Origin of the sequence: Pseudomonas sp. TWR1-1-4 (assembly GCF_049897165.1) — a bacterium.
Lineage (GTDB): Bacteria > Pseudomonadota > Gammaproteobacteria > Pseudomonadales > Pseudomonadaceae > Aquipseudomonas > Aquipseudomonas canadensis.
In genome coordinates, this window is the sequence record NZ_JAFCVS010000001.1 from 189,306 (window position 1) to 207,671 (window position 18,366).

The window sequence follows — 18,366 nt, forward strand, 5'->3', positions numbered from 1 at the left end:
GCTTTCTGGGCATCAGCCGCAGGGAGTCGGCGCCGGAGTCCCCTGTGGTGAGCGAGCTTGCTCGCGCTGGGCCGCGCAGCGGCCCCAATCCAGGCGATGGGGATTTCAGGCAAATCGGCATCGACTGTTCTAGGTCTGCTACGCAGCCCAGCGCAGGGCAAGCCTGCTCACCACACCGGCTCACAACAAAAGGATGTCAATCACCGGAAAATCACCGCTTCGACAACTCCATAATCATCCGACTCAGCAAATAAACCCGCGGCACCACACTCTCCACCTCCGCATACTCCTCCGGCGTATGAATATTCCCGCCAACAATCCCAAACCCATCCAACGTCGGCGTCCCAACCCCAGCCGACAGGCTCGCATCCGCCGCCCCGCCGCTGCCTTCAATGGTCAGCGTCTTACCCAACTCCGCATAAATCCCCTGGGCGATCGCGACCAGTTTGTCCGACTCTGGCGTTTGCGGCATCGGTGGCAACCCACGCTGCAGGCTGGTCTTCACTTCGGTCTCCGGGATGAGCTTGTTCGCTGAGACGCGCGCCAGGTCTTTCTCGATGCGATCAAACTCTTCCGGCAATGCCGCACGCACGTCGGCCTTCGCAGTGGCTTGGTCAGGAATGACGTTGGTACGATCCCCCGCCTTGATCACCGTAAAGTTGATGGTGGTTTTCTTCTCCTCATCCCCTAGCTTGCCCAGTTGCAGGATCTGGTGCGCGGCCTCCATGGCGGCATTACGGCCAAGTTCCGGGGCCACGCCGGCGTGAGCGGCTTTGCCTTTGACTTCGACCACGGCGGTGGCGCTGCCTTTGCGCCACACCACCAGGCCGTCGGCGGGGCGGCCGGGTTCGAGGTTGAGGGTAACGTCGTGGCCCTTGGCGGTTTTGCGGATGAGGTCGGAGGCGGCGTCGGAGCCGGTTTCCTCGCTGGCGTCGAGCAGGAAGGTGATCTGCGCATAGTCCTTGAAGCCTTGGTCCTTGAGGACTTTGAGCGCATAGATGCCGGCGACGATGCCGCCCTTGTCATCCATCACGCCGGGACCGTAGGCGCGGCCGTCCTTGATATGGAACGGACGCTGGGCAGCCGAGCCTTCCTTGAACACTGTGTCCATGTGGGCCATCAGCAGGATCTTGGCTTTGCCGGTGCCCTTGAGGGTGGCGACCACGTGGCTGTTGTTGGCCGCTTTGTCCGGCACCAGCTCGATAGAGAAACCCAGCTGTTTCAGCTCATCCACGGCAATGTCGCGCACTTGGGTCAGGCCCGGTTCATAGCCTGAGCCCGAGTCGATATTCACCAGGCGCTCCAGCAGTTTCAGGGCCTCGGCCTTGTACTGTTCGGATTGCGCCTGGATCTGTTTATGGGGTTCGGCGCTGTAGGCCGGCAGGGCGAAGGACAGGGCCAGGGTGGCGGCCAGGAGGGTACGGGGGAAGGTGAAGAGCATGAACCGATCCTTGTTTTTGTTGAAAGGTGCCGCCACACCCTACTCCACTAGATCGATCGCAACCAACTCCCCTGTACCGAGCTGACGCGGTTGCGCCCGCTGCTCTTGGCCTCGTACAACGCCTGGTCGGCATCGTTCAGCCATTGGGTGGAGTCGGCATGGCTCGGTTGATACGGCGCCAGGCCGATGCTCAAGCTGGCGCGCAAGGTCGGGTCCTGGGCGTAGGCCAGGGCGTTGAAACGGTCACGCAGGGCATCCATCACTTCAGTGGCGCGGTTGAGCGGCATGTCGGGCAGGATCACACAGAACTCGTCGCCACCGTAACGCCCGGCCAGGTCAGTGGCACGCAGGTTCTGGCGCAGCACTTTGCTGAGCTGGCGCAGGACGATATCACCGGTGACATGACCATAGGTGTCGTTGATGGTCTTGAAGTGGTCGATGTCGATCAACGCGATGGCGGCGCCGGCAGGACCTCGGCGGCAGCGTTGGAATTCGATTTCCAGATGGTCCTTCCAGGCGCCATGGTTGAGCAGGCCGGACAGGCTGTCGGTGCGGCTCAGGGCCAGCAGTTCGCGCTTGTGCCGCGCCAGTGTCACCGCCTGGCGATAACAGATCCAGCCCAACGCCAGCGGATACAGCATCAGGATTGGCAGGCAAGCATAGAGTTGCCCCTGAGAGGTGACGGCGATGAACGCGGGTGCAAAGATCAGTAACGCGGTGCCGATACCCAGCGCCTGCGCCACCCACCCTGCCAGCATGAAGCGCGGACCGCCGATGGCCACGTTGTTCATCGTCATCATCGACAAGGTCGTCACGCTGGGCAGCGGATTGAAGTGCATGGCGCCCACCCAGAACCCACCGCAAAAGGAATCGAACAACAGGTTGCGCCGCTCGCTGCGCAGAGCGTTGGTGCTGCGCAGCGTCAACTGAAAAGCCACATGCGGCCAGGCAAACGCGTTGATCACCATCCAGGCCCACACCCACCCAGCGGGGTCCAGGGGATACATCCCGAACACCACACAGACAAAACCGAGCGTCAGCCCAAGGGTACGGGATTTGTACAGCCGTGAAGCGAGCGGAAGTCCGGTGCCTTCTGCAGCTGACATGGTGAGGTGAGATCCTGGAGGAATGCCTGGAGTCTAACAGGGCAACGGCAGATCGCCACTACCGCTCATAAGCTCACTCCTCAGTGGGCAAAACCCCGCGCCAGCATCAGTGCCACGCCCAACAGCAACAGGGCCGTGATCCGCTGCAACACCACCCGCCGCTTGGGGTTTTCCAACACATGCTTGATGCGCTGGCCGAAGTAGCAATACAGGCAGCCGCTGGCGAATTGCAGCAACAGGAATGTCAGCCCAAGGATGGCAATGTCCACCGTCGAACTGTGCTCTCCTGTCCCGGCGAACTGCGGGAATACCGCGCTGAACATGATGAGGGTCTTGGGGTTGGAAAAACCGGTCAGCAAGCCCTTGCCGAACAGGTTGCGCGCCGCTTCCACATGGCCGATCCGTTCGATCACCACGCCGCTGCTGGTCCACTGTTTGTAGGCGAGGTGCAGGACGTACGCCACGCCGACCACCTGGATCACTTGGGTGATCACCGGATAGCCTTTGATCAATTCGGAAAAGCCCACGGCAAAGATCAGGATCGAAATCAGGTACGACACACTGGCGCCGATTTGTGCCGGGATCGAACGGCGCAACCCGTCACGCACGCCCAGGCTCAACAGCAACAGGGTCATGGGGCCGGGGCTGAACGTCATGGTGGCGCAAAACAGCAGGAAATACAGGAACGAGGAAAGGGTTAACGCACTTGTCATGGCCGGGGACCTTGAGGATAGAGCCCGCAGTCTAGGCAGCTGGCATTGCGCAAGGCAGGTAAAGTGATGCCTAATCCGCCCTGACTTTACCGGTAAAATCACCAGCAAAGATAAGGAAATCACGTGTTCGTATCGGCCATCGCCTTTGTAGAAGGCACCCCCAAGGTGCAACAGATCGTCGAGGCGTTCAGCCAGGCCATCGAAAACGGCGAATGGGCGCCCGGCAGCAAATTGCCCTCGGTACGCGAACTGACCGAGACCCTGGGCGTGAGCAAGTTCACCCTCAATGAAGCCCTCGACCGCCTGCGCGGCCGCAACCTGCTCACCTCCAGCCAGGGCCGTGGTTATTTCGTGGCGATGGAGACCGTGCGTCCGCCCGCTGCGAACTGGGTGGACCTGCTGCCTCAAGACCTGCTCAGCGTATTGCGCCGCCCCCTGGCCGCGGCCAACGGCGACCTGCGCCCTGGCGGCGGACACCTGCCGGAATCCTGGCTGGACAGCGAAGCTCTGCGCCAGACCTTGCGCAGCGTGGTACGGGCGCCGTCACTGCGCATCGCCAGCCTGGGCACACCGGCCGGGTTGCTGCCGTTGCGCCAGGCCCTGCAACAGAAGCTGCATGGCGAGGGCCTGTCGGTGTCGGTGGAACAGATCATCACCACCCCCAACACCGTGCAAGGCCTGGACATGCTGATGCGCCTGCTGGCACGTCCCGGCGATACAGTCCTGCTCGATGCACCCTGTTATTTCAACTTCCACGCCAACCTGGCCCTGCACGGGGTCAAGGTGGTGACGATCCCGCGGCGCCCCGACGGTTTTGACTTCACGGCCCTCGAACACCTGCTGGCCGAGCATCGCCCCCGCCTGTACCTGACCACCAGCGTGTTGCACAACCCCACCGGCCACTCCTTCAGCCCCGGCCAGGCGTTCCGCCTGCTGCAACTGACCCAGCAGTACCACTGCCATATCGTCGAAGACGACCTCTACGGCGACCTGCACTCCAACCCACCACCGCGCCTGGCCGCCCTCGCCGGCCTGGACCAGGTCACCTACCTGTCGGGCTTTTCCAAGATCCTCAGCGCCAACGCCCGCGTCAGCTTCGTGGTAGCCGCGCCGCAACTGGCGGCCAACCTCACCAACATGAAGCTGATGAGCGGCGGCGTGACGTCCGAACTGTTCGAGCAAATCGTGTACCGCATGCTCAGCGAAGGCAGCTACGCCAAGCACCGCAAGCGCATGGTGCAGCGCTTGATGGAAGCCGGTGGACGCGTGGAGCAATGGCTCAAGCGTTGCGGTTGTGAACTGCCGATGGGTTACGAAGGCGGGATGTTTATCTGGGCGCGCCTGCCGCCTGGGGTCAACGGCGAGCTGTTGGCCCAGGCGGCATTAAAACAAGGCATGGTGCTGGCGCCCGGCGCGCTGTTTGGCTATGACCCGGCGCAGCGTGACTCGATGCGTTTCAACGTGGCCCACAGTGATGAGGCAAAGGTCCAGCGGCTGTTCGAAACGCTGCTGGGCAAGGCTTCGCACGCCCTTTGACTGATGAACATAGCCTGTCGCACCCGCCATTTTGCATCGTCGTGTATCTGCTTATCGCCAGATACACTGCAATACAAAGGGTACAAGGCAAGGGCGTCGCCAATGGCTAGACTGCGCCCCAATGAGTATTTAACGAGGAAGGCAGCATGGATCATGTCGATCACATTCTGATCGTCGATGACGACCGGGAGATCCGCGAACTGGTAGGCAACTACCTGAAGAAAAACGGCATGCGCACCACCGTGGTCGCCGACGGCCGCCAGATGCGCAGCTTCCTCGACACCACTCCCGTGGACCTGATCGTGCTGGACATCATGATGCCCGGTGACGACGGCCTGCAGCTGTGCCGCGAACTGCGGGTGGGCAAGCACAAGGCCACTCCGGTACTGATGCTCACCGCGCGCAACGATGAAACCGACCGCATCATCGGCCTGGAAATGGGCGCCGACGACTACCTGGTCAAACCCTTCGCCGCCCGTGAATTGCTCGCGCGGATCAACGCCGTGTTGCGCCGCACACGGATGCTACCGCCGAACCTGGTGGTCAGCGAAACCGGACGACTGATCCGCTTCGGCCGCTGGCGCCTGGACACCACTGCCCGCCACCTGCTTGACGAAGATGACACCCTGGTGGCCTTGAGCGGTGCCGAATATCGCTTGCTGCGGGTGTTCCTCGACCACCCCCAACGCGTGCTCAACCGCGACCAGTTGCTCAACCTGACCCAAGGGCGGGATGCCGACCTGTTCGACCGCTCCATCGACCTGCTGGTGAGCCGCCTGCGTCAACGCCTGCTGGATGATGCCCGCGAACCGGCCTACATCAAGACCGTGCGCAGCGAGGGCTACGTGTTTTCGCTGCCGGTGGAAATCCTCGGGGCCGAGCAATGAGCCTAAGGTTTCGCTGGCCGCGCACCCTGGCGTCGCAACTGTCGCTGATCTTCCTGATCAGTCTGCTGTGTGCCCATGGCTTGTCCTTCAGTGCGCAGTTCTACGAGCGCTACATCAGTGCGCGCACTGCCATGCTGGGCAACCTGGAAAACGATGTGTCGACCTCGGTGGCAATCCTCGACCGGCTACCGGCCAACGAACGGTCCAGCTGGTTGCCGCGTCTCGACCGGCAGAACTACCGCTACCTGCTGAACGCCGGCGAGACCGGCGAACCGATGAGCAGCGATGATGTGCCCATGGCCGCCACCTCCATCGCAGACGCGCTGGGCGAACACTACGCGCTGACCTTGCGCGACATTCCCGGCATGCAGAAACACTTCCAGGTGCACCTGACCCTGGCCGATGGCAGCCCGATCACGATCGACGTACGCCCCGCCGCCCTGCCCGTCGCCTACTGGCTTCCTGTGGTGCTGGTGTTACAGCTGGCACTGTTGCTGGGCTGCACCTGGATCGCCGTGCGCCTGGCCATCCGCCCACTGACCCGCCTCGCTCGCGCCGTGGAAACCCTCGATCCCAACGCCCACCCCACGCCGTTGGACGAAAAAGGCCCCACCGAAGTCGCCCACGCGGCGGCCGCGTTCAACGAGATGCAAAAACGCATCGCCGAGTACCTCAAGGAACGCATGCAGATCCTGGCGGCGATTTCCCATGACCTGCAAACCCCGATCACCCGCATGAAACTGCGCGCCGAGTTCATGGAGGATTGCGCCGAACGCGACAAACTCTGGAGTGACCTGGGCGAAATGGAACACCTGGTGCGCGAAGGCGTGGCCTATGCGCGCAGCGTCCACGGCGCGACCGAAACCAGCCACCGGATCAACCTCGACGCCTTCCTCGACAGCCTGGTGTTCGACTACCAGGATATGCACAAACAGGTCAGCCTCACGGGTAAAAGCGCCGTCGTGTTCGACACGCGCCCCCACGCCTTGCGCCGGGTGCTGGTGAATCTGGTGGACAACGCTTTGAAGTTTGCAGGCAGTGCCGAATTGGAAGTGGGCTCGACGGCGGACGGGGAATTGTCGATCAAGGTATTGGATCGTGGCCCGGGGATTTCCGAAGACGAACTGGTTCAGGTGATGCAGCCATTCTACCGCGTCGAAAGTTCACGCAATCGCGGAACCGGCGGCACCGGACTGGGGTTGGCGATTGCACAACAACTGGCCGTGGCGATAGGCGGCTCGCTGACCTTGAGCAATCGGCCGCAAGGTGGGCTGTGTGCCGAGATACGCTTGGGGCTTTAAGCCAAGGCGACCGGTGTTGCCGACGCGTGCGGACGGTGCACAGATGCAAATTATTGATATATAGCCAAACTCATGATTAAACATTTTAATAATTAGGTTAGAACCAATCGGCATTTTACAGCCCCGGTCCCGCCACCTACTTTGGAGGCGAATAACCGACCCCCTGCCCGGTGGAGGTGTCACTCACGCACGACACAAGGACAGACCATGAGCATTGAATTCATCGGCTACATTGGCGGCCATCACGCTTCCGAAATCCACCCGCGCAGCGGCCCTACGCTGCAACCCGACTACATAGAGACCGTGGCCCGCGCCCACGAAGACGCCGGCTTCGACCGCGCCTTGGTGGCCTTCCACTCCAACAGCCCGGACAGCACACTGATCGCCTCCCACGCCGCCAGCGTGACCCAAAAACTTCAATTCTTAATCGCCCACCGTCCCGGTTTCGCCCAGCCCACCTTGGCTGCGCGCCAGTTCGCCACCCTGGATGTGTTCAACGGTGGGCGCACGGCCGTGCATATCATCACCGGCGGCGACGACCGCGAACTGCGTGCCGACGGCAGCCACATCGGCAAGGACGAACGCTACGCCCGCACCGACGAATACCTGAGCGTGGTGCGCCAGGAATGGACCAGCGAACAGCCTTTTGACTTCAAGGGCACCTACTATCAGGTCGAAGGCGCGCACTCCACCGTGAAGTCGCCGCAACAGCCGCATATCCCGCTGTATTTTGGTGGTTCGTCCAAAGCCGCGATCGAAGTGGCCGGCAAACACGCCGATGTGTATGCGCTGTGGGGCGAAACCTACGAACAAGTGCGCGAGATCGTGACCCAGGTGCGTGCCGAAGCAGCCAAGCATGGACGCACCATTCGCTTCAGCCTGTCGCTGCGGCCGATCCTTGCCGAGACCGAAGCACTGGCGTGGGCACGGGCCGAGCGCATCTTGCAGCAGGCGACCGAGCTGGCAGAGAAAAATGGTTTTGTGCGGCGCGAACCGCCGAATGAAGGCTCGCGCCGGTTGCTCGCAGCGGCGGCGCAGGGGTCGCGCCTGGATAAGCGCTTGTGGACGGGGATTGCGGGGTTGCTCGGTGCACAGGGTAACTCCACGTCGCTGGTAGGCACCGCTGAGCAAGTCGCAGAGGCGTTGGTGGATTACTACGATCTGGGGATCACCACGTTCCTGATCCGTGGGTTTGATCCGTTGAATGATGCCATCGACTATGGCAAGCGCCTGATTCCCCTCACTCGCCAACTGATCGCTGAGCGCGAGCAGGCCCAGCAAGTGGCTTGATCCCCAGGGGAGTTGGTTAGCCAACTCCCCCACTGAAGATTCAGTTCTTGTAGTCGGTATCACTGCGCTCCAACTGCCGGATCAACGCATTCCAATGCCGCGCCACACCTGGGCCTTCCCCACTGGCAAACACCTTCGCCTGCTGCTCGACCTTCTCCACCACCTCCCTCGGCGGGAAGATCAATTGCGCATTCCCCGCGGCCTGTGCCGCGACCTGGATATTGCACGCACGCTCCAACTGCTGCAGCTGCTGGAACGCATGCTCGACACTGACGCCTGCGGTCAACAACCCATGGTTACGCAGGATCATCACGCTCTTGTCTCCCAGGTCCGCGACCAGGCGCTCACGCTCGTCCAGGTCCAGGGCGACGCCTTCATACCCGTGGTACGCCACCCGCCCGGAGAAACCAATGGAATGCTGGGAGATCGGCAGCAGGCCGTCTTTTTGCGCTGACACCGCAATACCGTCGCGGGTGTGGGTGTGCAGCACTGCTTGCAGGTCGTGGCGCGCACCGTGGATGGCGCTGTGGATCACATAGCCGGCGTAGTTGATGCCCAGGCCGGTAGGGTCGTCGACGATGGTGCCATCGAGGTCGACCTTGACCAGGTTGGACGCGCTGATTTCATCGAACAACAACCCAAAGGCATTGATCAGGAAATGCTCGTCCGGGCCCGGTACACGGGCGGAGAAGTGGGTGTAGATGTGGTCGGTCCACTTGTACAAGGCCGCCAGGCGATAGGCGGCGGCCAGTTTGACGCGCACTTCCCATTCTTCCGAAGTGACGCGCTGGCGAACATTAGTGGAAACGCTGGAAATCGAGGTGACGCTGCTCATGGCAAAACTTCCTGGATGGCCTTAAGGACTTCCAGGCAAGCCTAGGGGATGCAAAAAAATAATAAAAAGCACATTTTAATCTAAGCTAATTATTATTTTTTTTCATATCAAGCTGCATCCTTGATCTTGTGCAACGAGGCCGCGACCCACTTGCCAAACGCATCCACCGGCCCCTGCAGGTTACCCAGGAAGTGCGGATAGATCAGCCAAAGGTCCATCACCGGCTTGAAATCCTTGAGCGGCACCACTGCCAGTTGCTCACGATGAGCGCTGCGTTCCAGCAACGGGCGTGGCACCAGGCCAAGGCCCAGGCCGTCCGCCACCAAGCCCAATTGCAGCTCAGTGCCAAAAGTCTCCAGGTTCACCCGCAATGCCAGCCCCTGGTCGGACAAGGTCCGCTGCAAGCCTGCGCGGAAACCGCAACCGTCCGGGTTGAGAATCCAGCCGTTCTGGTACACATCCGCCAGCTTGCAAGGCTTCTTCGGCAATTGGGCCTTGGCACACACCACCACCAGTTCCATCTTGCCGATGGACTCGCCGATGATGTTGTCCGGGAAGATCTTGCCCGCCGGGAACAACGCCGCAGCCGCATCCAACTCGCCGCGCTCGATCTTGCCGACCAGTTGGCTGCCCCAGCCCGTGGCGACCTGGGCGCGCAGGTCCGGGTATTCGGTACGCAGGAGCTTGAGCGCATCCAGCAGCACCACATCGCCAATGGTCTGCGGCACACCCAGGCGCAGCACGCCGGTGGGCGGTGCGTCGGTGGCCACCAGCTCGCGCAGGGCATCCATCTCGCGCAGGATCAGCCGGCACTGCTCGTAGACGCGGGTACCGATCAGCGTAGGTTTGAGGGGTTTGGTATTACGGTCGAACAGCTCCACGCCCAGCGCCTGCTCGAAGTTCTGCACACGGCGGGTAATGGCCGGCTGGGTCAGTTGCAACGACTCAGCGGCATGGCTAATGGACTGGCAACGAATCACTTCGACAAAGGCATCGATATCGTCAATTTTCATTTGGGCCGCACATAGAGAACAGTCATTAAGATGTGTGCGAAGCATAGTTGCAGGAAAGCTATCTGGATAGTCCGCGCTGTGATCGATAACGTCTAACGCTATTCAGACCGGTTCTAAATTACCTTCAGCTATAAGCTAATCATTAAAAAATAGCATATTAACTATAAACATTATGCTTAGATAAACCCATCACCACCGACCACACCATGGAATTGTCATGACCCAGGCCAAGCACCCCGAAAGACTCAGAGCCTTCATCGGCGCCCTGGCGGAATTGATCGACGGCAATCCACGCGAAGGCGACCTGTTGCACCGGGGCGGCAAACTGCTGGCGCAACTGGTCAGCCATGATGACTGGCTCCCCGATGCGTTCGCCCAGCCCGATCCCGAGCGTTATCAGCAATTTCTGCTGCACGCCGACTCGCGCCAGCGCTTCAGCATCGTCAGTTTTGTGTGGGGACCAGGCCAAAGCACACCCATTCATGACCATCGGGTGTGGGGCCTGATCGGCATGCTGCGCGGTGCCGAATTTTCCCAAGGCTTCGAGCGCGCGCCGGATGGCCGCCTGGTGCCTGAAGGCAAACCGATCCAGTTGGTGCCGGGCCAGGTTGAAGCCGTGTCGCCCAAGGTCGGTGACATCCACCAAGTCAGCAATGCCCACAGCGACCAGGTGTCCATCAGCATCCATGTGTACGGCGCCAACATCGGTGCGGTGCGTCGGGCGGTGTACCAGCCCGACGGCAGCGAGAAACTGTTTATCTCCGGTTATTCCAACGCCTTCCTCCCGAATATCTGGGATTTGTCCAAAGAAAAGAGCCCTGCCCTATGACCACCGCATCCACCCGCAGCTTTGCCCAGCTTCGCCAGGCCCTGTTGGACCATCAAGAAGTCGCCCTGATCGACGTGCGCGAAGAGGCGCCGTTTGCCGAATCCCACCCGCTGTTCGCCGCGAACATACCGCTGTCCAAACTGGAACTGGAGGTGTATTCACGCATTCCACGGCGTGACACCCAGGTCACCGTCTACGACAACGGCGAAGGCCTGGCGGCCCGTGCTGTCGAGCGTCTGAGCGCCTTGGGCTACACACAGGTCAGCCTGCTTGAAGGCGGGTTGGACGGTTGGCGCAAGGCCGGTGGCGAGCTGTTCATCGACGTGAACGTGCCAAGCAAGGCGTTTGGTGAATTGGTGGAAAGCCAGCGGCACACACCGTCACTGGCCGCTGAAGAAGTACAGGCCCTGCTCGACAGCCAGGCCGATGTGGTGGTGCTCGACGCGCGGCGTTTCGACGAATACCAGACCATGAGCATTCCCACCGGCATCAGCGTGCCCGGTGCCGAGTTGGTGTTGCGCGCCCGTGAGCTGGCGCCGGACCCGGCCACCCGCATCATCGTCAACTGCGCCGGGCGCACCCGCAGCATTATCGGCACCCAGTCGCTGATCAATGCCGGCGTGGCCAACCCGGTGTCGGCGCTACGCAACGGCACCATTGGCTGGACCCTGGCCGGGCAGAAACTCGCCCATGGCCAGTCGCGCCGTTTTGCGCCGACCTCGGAAGAGCATCGCCAGGTCGCCGCCGCCGATGCCCGGCGGGTTGCCGACAAGGCCCGCGTGGGCCGCGCCACCCTGGCCGATCTGCACGCCTGGCAGCAGGAACCGACGCGTACCACCTACCTGTTCGATGTGCGCACGCCGGAAGAATTCGAAGCGGGGCATCTGCCGGGCGCGCGCTCCACGCCAGGCGGTCAGTTGGTGCAGGAAACCGATCACGTCGCCAGTGTGCGTGGCGCGCGGCTGGTACTCGCGGATGACGATGGCGTGCGCGCCAACATGTCCGCCTCCTGGCTGGCCCAGCTGGGTTGGGAAGTTTACGTACTGGATAACCTGCAACCCACGCACTTCAGCGAGAAAGGCGCCTGGATCGCGCCGGTGCCGACGCCAGCCCAAGCCGAGCTGATCAGTCCGCACACCCTCGCCGACTGGCTCGGGCATGGCGACACCGTGGTGCTGGACTTCACCGCCAGCGCCAACTACGTGAAACGTCACATCCCCGGTGCCTGGTGGGCGCTGCGGGCACAGCTGCCCCAGGCCCTGGCCAAAGTGCCTGCCGCGCAACGCTACGTGCTGACCTGCGGCAGCAGCCAACTGGCGCGCCTGGCGGTGGCGGAAGTCGAAGCCATCACCGGCAAGCAGGTGTTCCTGTTACAGGACGGCACCGCCGGCTGGATCAACGCGCAACTGCCGCTGGAAGAAGGTGAAACTCACTTGGCCTCACCGCGCATCGACCGCTACCGCCGCCCGTACGAAGGCACCGACAACCCCAAGGAAGCCATGCAGGCCTATCTGGACTGGGAATTCGGCCTGGTCGACCAACTGGCGCGTGACGGCACCCATGGTTTCTATGTGATCTGACGGTATGCCCTTGCCGGGCCTTCCCAACAGCCGACCCCTTCTCCAGGCGGAGGCGACTGCAACCTAAAACCCTTAGCCTGGAGCCTCACTTATGCGTCTGACCCTGCCCCTCCTGCTGATCGCTCTACTATCGGGCATCACCTACGCCGACGACCTGCAACCTTTGCGGGTCGCCAATCAGAAATCCACCATTAAGGCGCTGCTGGAAGCCTCCGGCGAATCGAAAAACGTGCCCTACGAAATCCGCTGGTCGGAGTTCCCTTCGGCCTCGCCCCTGGGTGAAGCCTTGAACGCCGGGGCCGTGGACATCGGCGCCCTCGGTGACGCGCCCTACGTGTTCACCCTGGGGGCCGGCGCGTCGCTCAAGGTGGTCAGCATCATTCACTCCGAAGGGCGTAACACCACCGCCCTGGTGGTGCCCAAGGATTCACCGATCAAGACTGTCGCCGACCTCAAGGGTAAGAAGATTGTCACCGGGCGTGGCTCCATCGGCCATTACCTGGCGATCAAGGCCCTGGCCACCGCCGGGCTGACCTCCCAGGACGTGCAATTCATTTTCCTGCTGCCGAGCGAGTCGCGCCTGGTGCTGGACAACGGCACTGCCGACGCCTGGGCCACCTGGGACCCGTACACCACCGTGGTCACCTCGCAAAGCCAGGCCCGCGTGCTGATCAGCGGCAACAAGCTGCTAAGCAATCACCTGTACCTCGCCGCCACCAGCCAGGCCATCGCCGACAAGCGCCCGCAACTGGACGACTTTGTCGCCCGTCTCGACCGCGCCTATGCCTGGGCCAACGTGCACCCCAATGAATACGCGGCCGCCCAGGCCAAGATCACCGGCCTGCCGCTGCAAGTGCACGTGGAAGTTGCCAAGGACACCCACCTGACGCCGGTCGCCATCGACGACGCGGTCATCAGCGGCCTGCAAGCGACCGCCGACACCTACCAGAAAGAAGGCCTGCTGCTCACGCATATCGACGTGTCACAGGGCTTCGACAAAAGCTTCAACGCCAAGCGTGCCCCCCTTTCCCAAGCCTCGCGCTAATAGGAGCAGAACATGAGCAAGCCACGTCAATTCAAACCGCGCCATTTAAAATTGGGTGCAATGGTCCACGGCGTCGGTCACGGCTGGGGCGAATGGCGACACCCGAACGCCCAACCCAACGCCAGCACCAGCTTTGGCTTCTACAAACAGCAGACTGAACTGGCCGAAGCCGCCAAGTTCGACTTCGTGTTCATCGCCGACAGCCTGCATATCCACGCCAAATCCAGCCCGCATTACCTCAACCGTTTCGAGCCGCTGACCATCCTCTCGGCACTCGCGGCAATCACCACGAACATCGGCCTGGTGGCGACCGTGACCGTCAGCTACACCGAGCCCTACCAGGTGGCGCGCCAGTTCTCGTCCCTGGACCATATCAGCGGCGGCCGCGCCGGCTGGAACGTAGTCACCTCCTGGTTGAGCGGCACCGCCGACAACTTCGGCAAGGCCGAGCATCCGCCCCATGCCGTGCGCTACCGCATCGCCAAGGAACACGTGAACGCGGTCAAGGGCCTGTGGGACTCCTGGGAAGACGACGCCTTTGCCTACAACAAGCAATCCGGCGAATTTTTCACCCCGAGCAAGCTGCATGCGCTGAACCACAAGGGCGAGTTCTTCTCGGTGAAAGGCCCACTGAACATCGCGCGTTCGCGTCAGGGCCAGCCAGTGATTTTCCAGGCGGGCACCTCCGAAGATGGGCGCAACTTCGCCGCAGAAAACTCCGACGCGATCTTTGTGCATGTGGACAGCATCGAGGAAGGCCTGGCCTATTCCCAAGACCTGAAGCGCCGCGCCAAAGGGTTTGGCCGCGACGCCGACAGCCTGTCGATTTTGCCGGGTATCCGCCCGATTGTTGGCCGCGATGAGGCCGAAGTGGAAAGCCGCTATCAGCAGGCCGTGGACCTGGTCACCGTGGAAGATGCAATCGTCGCCCTCGGCCGCCCATTCAACGACCACGATTTTAGTCAATACCCGCTGGACGCCCCCTTCCCCGAACTCGGTGACCTGGGTTCCAACAGCCAGAAAGGCGGTTCCGACCGCATCAAGCAATTGGCCAAGGACGAAGGCCTGACATTGCGTGAGGTGGCGCTGCGCTTTTCGCGGCCAAAACGTGATTTTGTCGGCACCCCGGAGCAAGTCGCTGACGCGATCCAGACCTGGTTCGAAACCGGCGCCAGCGATGGTTTCATCATCAATTCGGTACTACCGGATGGCTTGCAGTATTTCACCGAACTGGTGGTGCCGGTGCTGCAGCAACGCGGCCTGTTCCGCACCGAATACAGCGGCCAAACGCTACGCGACAACCTGGGCCTGGACGTGCCGGCCAACCGCTACAGCGTCGCCGTCGAGGTTGAAGAGCAGCAGCAGGCGCTGGCATGAGCCAATCCTCGCACCCTTCCCTACGCTCCGTGGAAGTCGCCCATTTCGACGCCCTGCTCGAACGCCTCACTGCCGAGCTGGCCAGCACCGCACACGTCTATGACGAGAGCGGCGCCTTCCCCCATGCCAACTTCCAGTTGCTGCACCAACATGGCTTGGTCGCCCTCACCGTGCCCAAGGCCCTGGGCGGCGGCGGCGCGAGCCTGCCCCAGGCTCGCAAGGCGATCAGTGCGATCGCCAAGGGCGAGCCGTCCACCGCGCTGATCCTGGTGATGCAGTACCTGCAACACACGCGCCTGCAAGACAGCAAAACCTGGCCGCCACACCTGCGCGCACAAGTGGCGGAAGACGCCGTGCGCAACGGCGCCTTGATCAACGCCCTGCGCGTCGAACCCGACCTTGGCACCCCGGCCCGTGGCGGCCTGCCGGCGACCACCGCCGTACGCACCGCGGAGGGCTGGCGCATCAGCGGCCGCAAGATCTACTCCACCGGCAGCCACGGCCTGAGCTGGTTCAGCGTATGGGGCCGCAGTGACGATGCCGACCCACTGGTAGGCGCCTGGCTGGTGCCCAAGGACAGTCCCGGCGTGACCATCATCGACACCTGGGACCACCTGGGCATGCGTGCTACCTGCAGCCATGAAGTGGTGCTCGACAACGTGCTGGTGCCGCTGGACCACGCCGTCAGCGTCAGCCCGTGGAGCGCGCCGTCGCCGGAGCTGGACGGCGAAGGTTTCCTGTGGATGTCGGTGTTGTTGTCCTCGGTATACGACGCCGTGGCCCAGGCTGCGCGGGACTGGCTGGTGAACTGGCTGGAAGAACGCGCGCCGTCCAACCTCGGCGCTGCGCTGTCGACCTTGCCACGTTTCCAGGAAACCGTCGGCCATATCGACACCCTACTGTTCGCCAACCGCAGCCTGCTTGATGCTGCCGCCGAAGGCCACACCCCGGCCGCCCATGCAGCGCAGTTGAAGTACCTGGTGACCCACAACGCGATCCGCGCCGTGGAGCTGGCCATCGAAGCCTCGGGCAACCCCGGCCTGTCGCGCCATAGCCCGTTGCAACGGCATTACCGCGACGTGCTGTGCAGCCGCGTGCATACCCCGCAGAACGACGCCGTATTGCAAGGCGTCGGCAAAGCCGTCTTCGCCCAACGCCAGAAGGAACGCACATGAGTCAGGTGATTGTCGCCAGCCAGCTGGACGAAGATTTCAATGAAGTGATTCGCGAGCGCTTGGCAAAGATCCATCCCGACGCCCAGGTGATCGACGTGCCCGTTGGCGTACCGAGCGACCTGCCGCCCCAGGCGAATATCCTGCTGCTGCGCCCGATCAACGTGCGCGGCTACACCGCGCCGGACACGCCGCCACCGGGTTGGCCTTACGGCGTGCAATGGGTGCATCTGGTGTCGTCGGGCATCGATTTCTACCCGCAATGGCTGTTCAACGGCCCGCCGGTGACCACCTCCCGTGGCAGTGCCGCTGACAACCTGGCCGAGTTTGCCTTGGCCGCGATCTTTGCCGCCGCCAAGCATTTGCCGGACATCTGGGTAAAGGATTCGCAGTGGAATTTCACCGCGTTGCGCCCGCTGAAGGGCACCACATTGGGCATCCTGGGGTTTGGTGCGATAGGCGAACGTCTCGCGCAAAAAGCCCTGGCCCTGGGGATCAAGGTCGTAGCGTTGCGCCAAAGCCAGGAGCCTTTCAGCGCGGGAGTGGACGCCGCCAAGGACATCCACGACCTGTTCGCCCGCGCCGATCACCTGGTGGTGGCCGCACCGCTGACCCCGTCCACGCGGCATATCATCAACCGCGATGTACTGGGTAGCGCCAAGCCTGGGCTGCACCTGATCAACATCGCGCGGGGCGGGCTGCTCGACCAGGAGGCGCTGTTGGAATCGCTCGATAACGGGCAGATCGGGCTGGCATCGCTGGATGTGACCGAGCCGGAGCCGTTGCCGGACGGGCATGCGCTGTATACCCACCCGAGGGTGAGGTTGTCGCCACATACCTCGGCGATTTCCACGAATAGCCGCAATGAAATTGCCGATACGTTTTTGGCGAATTTGGAGCGGTATGTGGCCGGACTTGAACTCCATAACCTGGCGAGTACCCCCGTGTAGGAGCCGGCTTGCCGGTGATGGCGTCCTCATGATCACCACCAGGCTCAAAGGCCAATCGCCGGCAAGCCGGCTCCTACAGTTTTTATTTGATGCGGTAGTGGAAGGTGTTGCGCACCGCCGGTACGGGGACGGCCTTGCCATCCACCACCCTCGGCTGGTAGCGGAAGGTATTCGCCGCCGCCAGTGAAGGCCGCATGAACAGTGGATGGCAGCCGTCCAGCACCTTGGGGTTTTCTACACGCCCTTGGGTGTTGACGGTGTACTCCACTGAACAATCGCCTTCGATGTTTTTGTCCAGGGCACGCTCCGGATAGTCCGGCGCCTCTTTGCTCAAGGGTTGGTACTGACGGCTGTCGAAGGCCGGCGCGGCGGCCGGTGCTGCAGGGCGCGCACGTTCAGCGGCGAGGCGCTCCCGGGCCAGACGCTGCTGCTCCAGCTCGCGGTTGCGCTGTTCAGTGGCCAGGCGCTCCTGTTGCTGCTCCAGCTTCTTTTCCTCGACCCGCTTGCGCGCCAATGCGGCTTTTTCCAGTTTTTGTGCCTGGATCTGTGGATCGATCACCGGTTTCGCCGGCACGGGAGCGACCACAGGCTCCGGCGCAGGCGCTGCGACGGCCACCGACTCAGGCACGGGAGCGGGCGTCGGCGGCACCATCACCAACTGGGTATGCATCACCCTCGGCGTTTCCACCTGCGGCTTATCTGTCGACCCACCCAGCATCAATACCGCCAGCACGCCTACATGCAGCGCCACCGCGAGGCTGGCCGCCACGCTGTTTCTCCAGAACCCGGAAGGCTCCCCAGGCTCCACTGCGAGCATCGGACTGTGCATGATCATTGCCGTCATTGCGGGGCCTCGGTCACCAATCCCAGATTGCTGACACCGCCCTTCTGCAACACCGCCATGGCAGCCACGACCCGGCCGTAGCCAGCGCTGTCGTCGGCGCGGATATACACCTGGGTATCGCTGCGCGCTGCCACCACCTGCATGACCTTGACACCCATTTCATCCAGGGTCACGGCGCTGTCGGTCTGGTGCGTGGTATCGAGTTCGCCCCCCAGGTTCCAGTAGTAGCCGCCGTCAGCCTTCACCGACAGCGTGAGGATCTGCTGGCGCGTGTCGGTCGCCAGTGCCTCGGCCGCGACTTTGGGCAGCTCGATTTTTACGCCTTGGGTCAGCATCGGCGCGGTGACCATGAAGATCACCAGCAGCACCAGCATCACGTCGATGTAGGGCACCACGTTCATCTCGGCCTTGGGCCCGTGCTTGCGTTGCGGCCTGGTCAACATCGGT

At 62.4% G+C, this 18,366-nt stretch carries 17 protein-coding genes; 10 read left to right on the forward strand and 7 right to left on the reverse strand.

The window, feature by feature from the left end; all coding sequences use genetic code 11:
* Window positions 1–211: 211 nt before the first annotated feature.
* From ACP7C6_RS00875 to ACP7C6_RS00885, 3 genes are all read right to left on the reverse strand, one after another.
* The gene (locus ACP7C6_RS00875; RefSeq protein ID WP_068934355.1) at window positions 212–1,441 is read right to left on the reverse strand and encodes a M20/M25/M40 family metallo-hydrolase; all 1,230 of its coding nucleotides are present in this window, start codon (window positions 1,439–1,441) and stop codon (window positions 212–214) included.
* 47 nt (window positions 1,442–1,488) lie between these two features.
* Window positions 1,489–2,547 carry a diguanylate cyclase gene (locus ACP7C6_RS00880; RefSeq protein WP_028616628.1) on the reverse strand — a complete coding sequence of 353 codons (1,059 nt, stop codon included), beginning with the start codon at window positions 2,545–2,547 and terminating at the stop codon, window positions 1,489–1,491.
* 80 nt (window positions 2,548–2,627) lie between these two features.
* Entirely contained in the window at window positions 2,628–3,260 is a 633-nt protein-coding gene (locus ACP7C6_RS00885; RefSeq protein WP_028616629.1) for a LysE family translocator, read from the reverse strand.
* A 123-nt stretch (window positions 3,261–3,383) separates the two neighbouring features.
* Here ACP7C6_RS00885 and ACP7C6_RS00890 point away from each other — a divergent pair, with 123 nt between their 5' ends.
* The 4 genes from ACP7C6_RS00890 to ACP7C6_RS00905 all read left to right on the forward strand — a co-directional run bounded on the left by ACP7C6_RS00890 (window position 3,384) and on the right by ACP7C6_RS00905 (window position 8,274).
* Complete coding sequence (locus tag ACP7C6_RS00890) at window positions 3,384–4,796, forward strand: PLP-dependent aminotransferase family protein (protein WP_426108115.1); 1,413 nt, start codon at window positions 3,384–3,386, stop codon at window positions 4,794–4,796.
* 146 nt (window positions 4,797–4,942) lie between these two features.
* Window positions 4,943–5,683: a response regulator gene (locus tag ACP7C6_RS00895; protein ID WP_028616631.1), complete on the forward strand. Its 741-nt coding sequence runs from the start codon at window positions 4,943–4,945 to the stop codon at window positions 5,681–5,683.
* A complete protein-coding gene (locus tag ACP7C6_RS00900; protein ID WP_311892788.1) occupies window positions 5,680–6,984 on the forward strand; it encodes an ATP-binding protein in 1,305 nt (434 codons plus the stop codon). Before ACP7C6_RS00895 ends, ACP7C6_RS00900 begins: the two co-directional genes overlap by 4 nt.
* A gap of 207 nt (window positions 6,985–7,191) precedes the next feature.
* Window positions 7,192–8,274, forward strand: a complete 1,083-nt coding sequence (locus ACP7C6_RS00905) for an LLM class flavin-dependent oxidoreductase (protein ID WP_353632448.1) — start codon at window positions 7,192–7,194, stop codon at window positions 8,272–8,274.
* A gap of 40 nt (window positions 8,275–8,314) precedes the next feature.
* On the opposite strand, the gene ACP7C6_RS00910 is transcribed toward ACP7C6_RS00905, so the two are convergent.
* The gene (locus ACP7C6_RS00910; RefSeq protein ID WP_028616634.1) at window positions 8,315–9,109 is read right to left on the reverse strand and encodes a class II aldolase/adducin family protein; all 795 of its coding nucleotides are present in this window, start codon (window positions 9,107–9,109) and stop codon (window positions 8,315–8,317) included.
* Between the two features lie 107 nt (window positions 9,110–9,216).
* Window positions 9,217–10,122 carry a LysR family transcriptional regulator gene (locus tag ACP7C6_RS00915; protein ID WP_122684676.1) on the reverse strand — a complete coding sequence of 302 codons (906 nt, stop codon included), beginning with the start codon at window positions 10,120–10,122 and terminating at the stop codon, window positions 9,217–9,219.
* A 217-nt stretch (window positions 10,123–10,339) separates the two neighbouring features.
* On the opposite strand from ACP7C6_RS00915, the gene ACP7C6_RS00920 reads away from it, so the two are divergent.
* The 6 genes from ACP7C6_RS00920 (at window position 10,340) to ACP7C6_RS00945 (ending at window position 17,075) form a co-directional block, all read left to right on the forward strand.
* Entirely contained in the window at window positions 10,340–10,951 is a 612-nt protein-coding gene (locus ACP7C6_RS00920; RefSeq protein WP_028616635.1) for a cysteine dioxygenase, read from the forward strand.
* Window positions 10,948–12,531, forward strand: a complete 1,584-nt coding sequence (locus tag ACP7C6_RS00925; RefSeq protein WP_236318660.1) for a rhodanese-related sulfurtransferase — start codon at window positions 10,948–10,950, stop codon at window positions 12,529–12,531. Before ACP7C6_RS00920 ends, ACP7C6_RS00925 begins: the two co-directional genes overlap by 4 nt.
* 91 nt (window positions 12,532–12,622) lie before the next feature.
* Window positions 12,623–13,576, forward strand: coding sequence for an ABC transporter substrate-binding protein (locus tag ACP7C6_RS00930; protein ID WP_426108120.1), 954 nt, complete (start codon window positions 12,623–12,625; stop codon window positions 13,574–13,576).
* A gap of 12 nt (window positions 13,577–13,588) precedes the next feature.
* Complete coding sequence (locus ACP7C6_RS00935; protein ID WP_068934294.1) at window positions 13,589–14,953, forward strand: LLM class flavin-dependent oxidoreductase; 1,365 nt, start codon at window positions 13,589–13,591, stop codon at window positions 14,951–14,953.
* Complete coding sequence (locus ACP7C6_RS00940) at window positions 14,950–16,128, forward strand: acyl-CoA dehydrogenase family protein (protein WP_068934296.1); 1,179 nt, start codon at window positions 14,950–14,952, stop codon at window positions 16,126–16,128. Before ACP7C6_RS00935 ends, ACP7C6_RS00940 begins: the two co-directional genes overlap by 4 nt.
* A complete protein-coding gene (locus ACP7C6_RS00945; RefSeq protein ID WP_028616640.1) occupies window positions 16,125–17,075 on the forward strand; it encodes a D-isomer specific 2-hydroxyacid dehydrogenase family protein in 951 nt (316 codons plus the stop codon). The genes ACP7C6_RS00940 and ACP7C6_RS00945 overlap by 4 nt, the downstream gene beginning before the upstream one ends.
* 82 nt (window positions 17,076–17,157) lie before the next feature.
* On the opposite strand, the gene ACP7C6_RS00950 is transcribed toward ACP7C6_RS00945, so the two are convergent.
* Entirely contained in the window at window positions 17,158–17,919 is a 762-nt protein-coding gene (locus ACP7C6_RS00950) for a TonB family protein (protein ID WP_426108123.1), read from the reverse strand.
* Window positions 17,916–18,362: a protein TolR gene (gene tolR, locus ACP7C6_RS00955; RefSeq protein ID WP_028616642.1), complete on the reverse strand. Its 447-nt coding sequence runs from the start codon at window positions 18,360–18,362 to the stop codon at window positions 17,916–17,918. The genes ACP7C6_RS00950 and tolR overlap by 4 nt, the downstream gene beginning before the upstream one ends.
* Window positions 18,363–18,366: the final 4 nt, after the last annotated feature.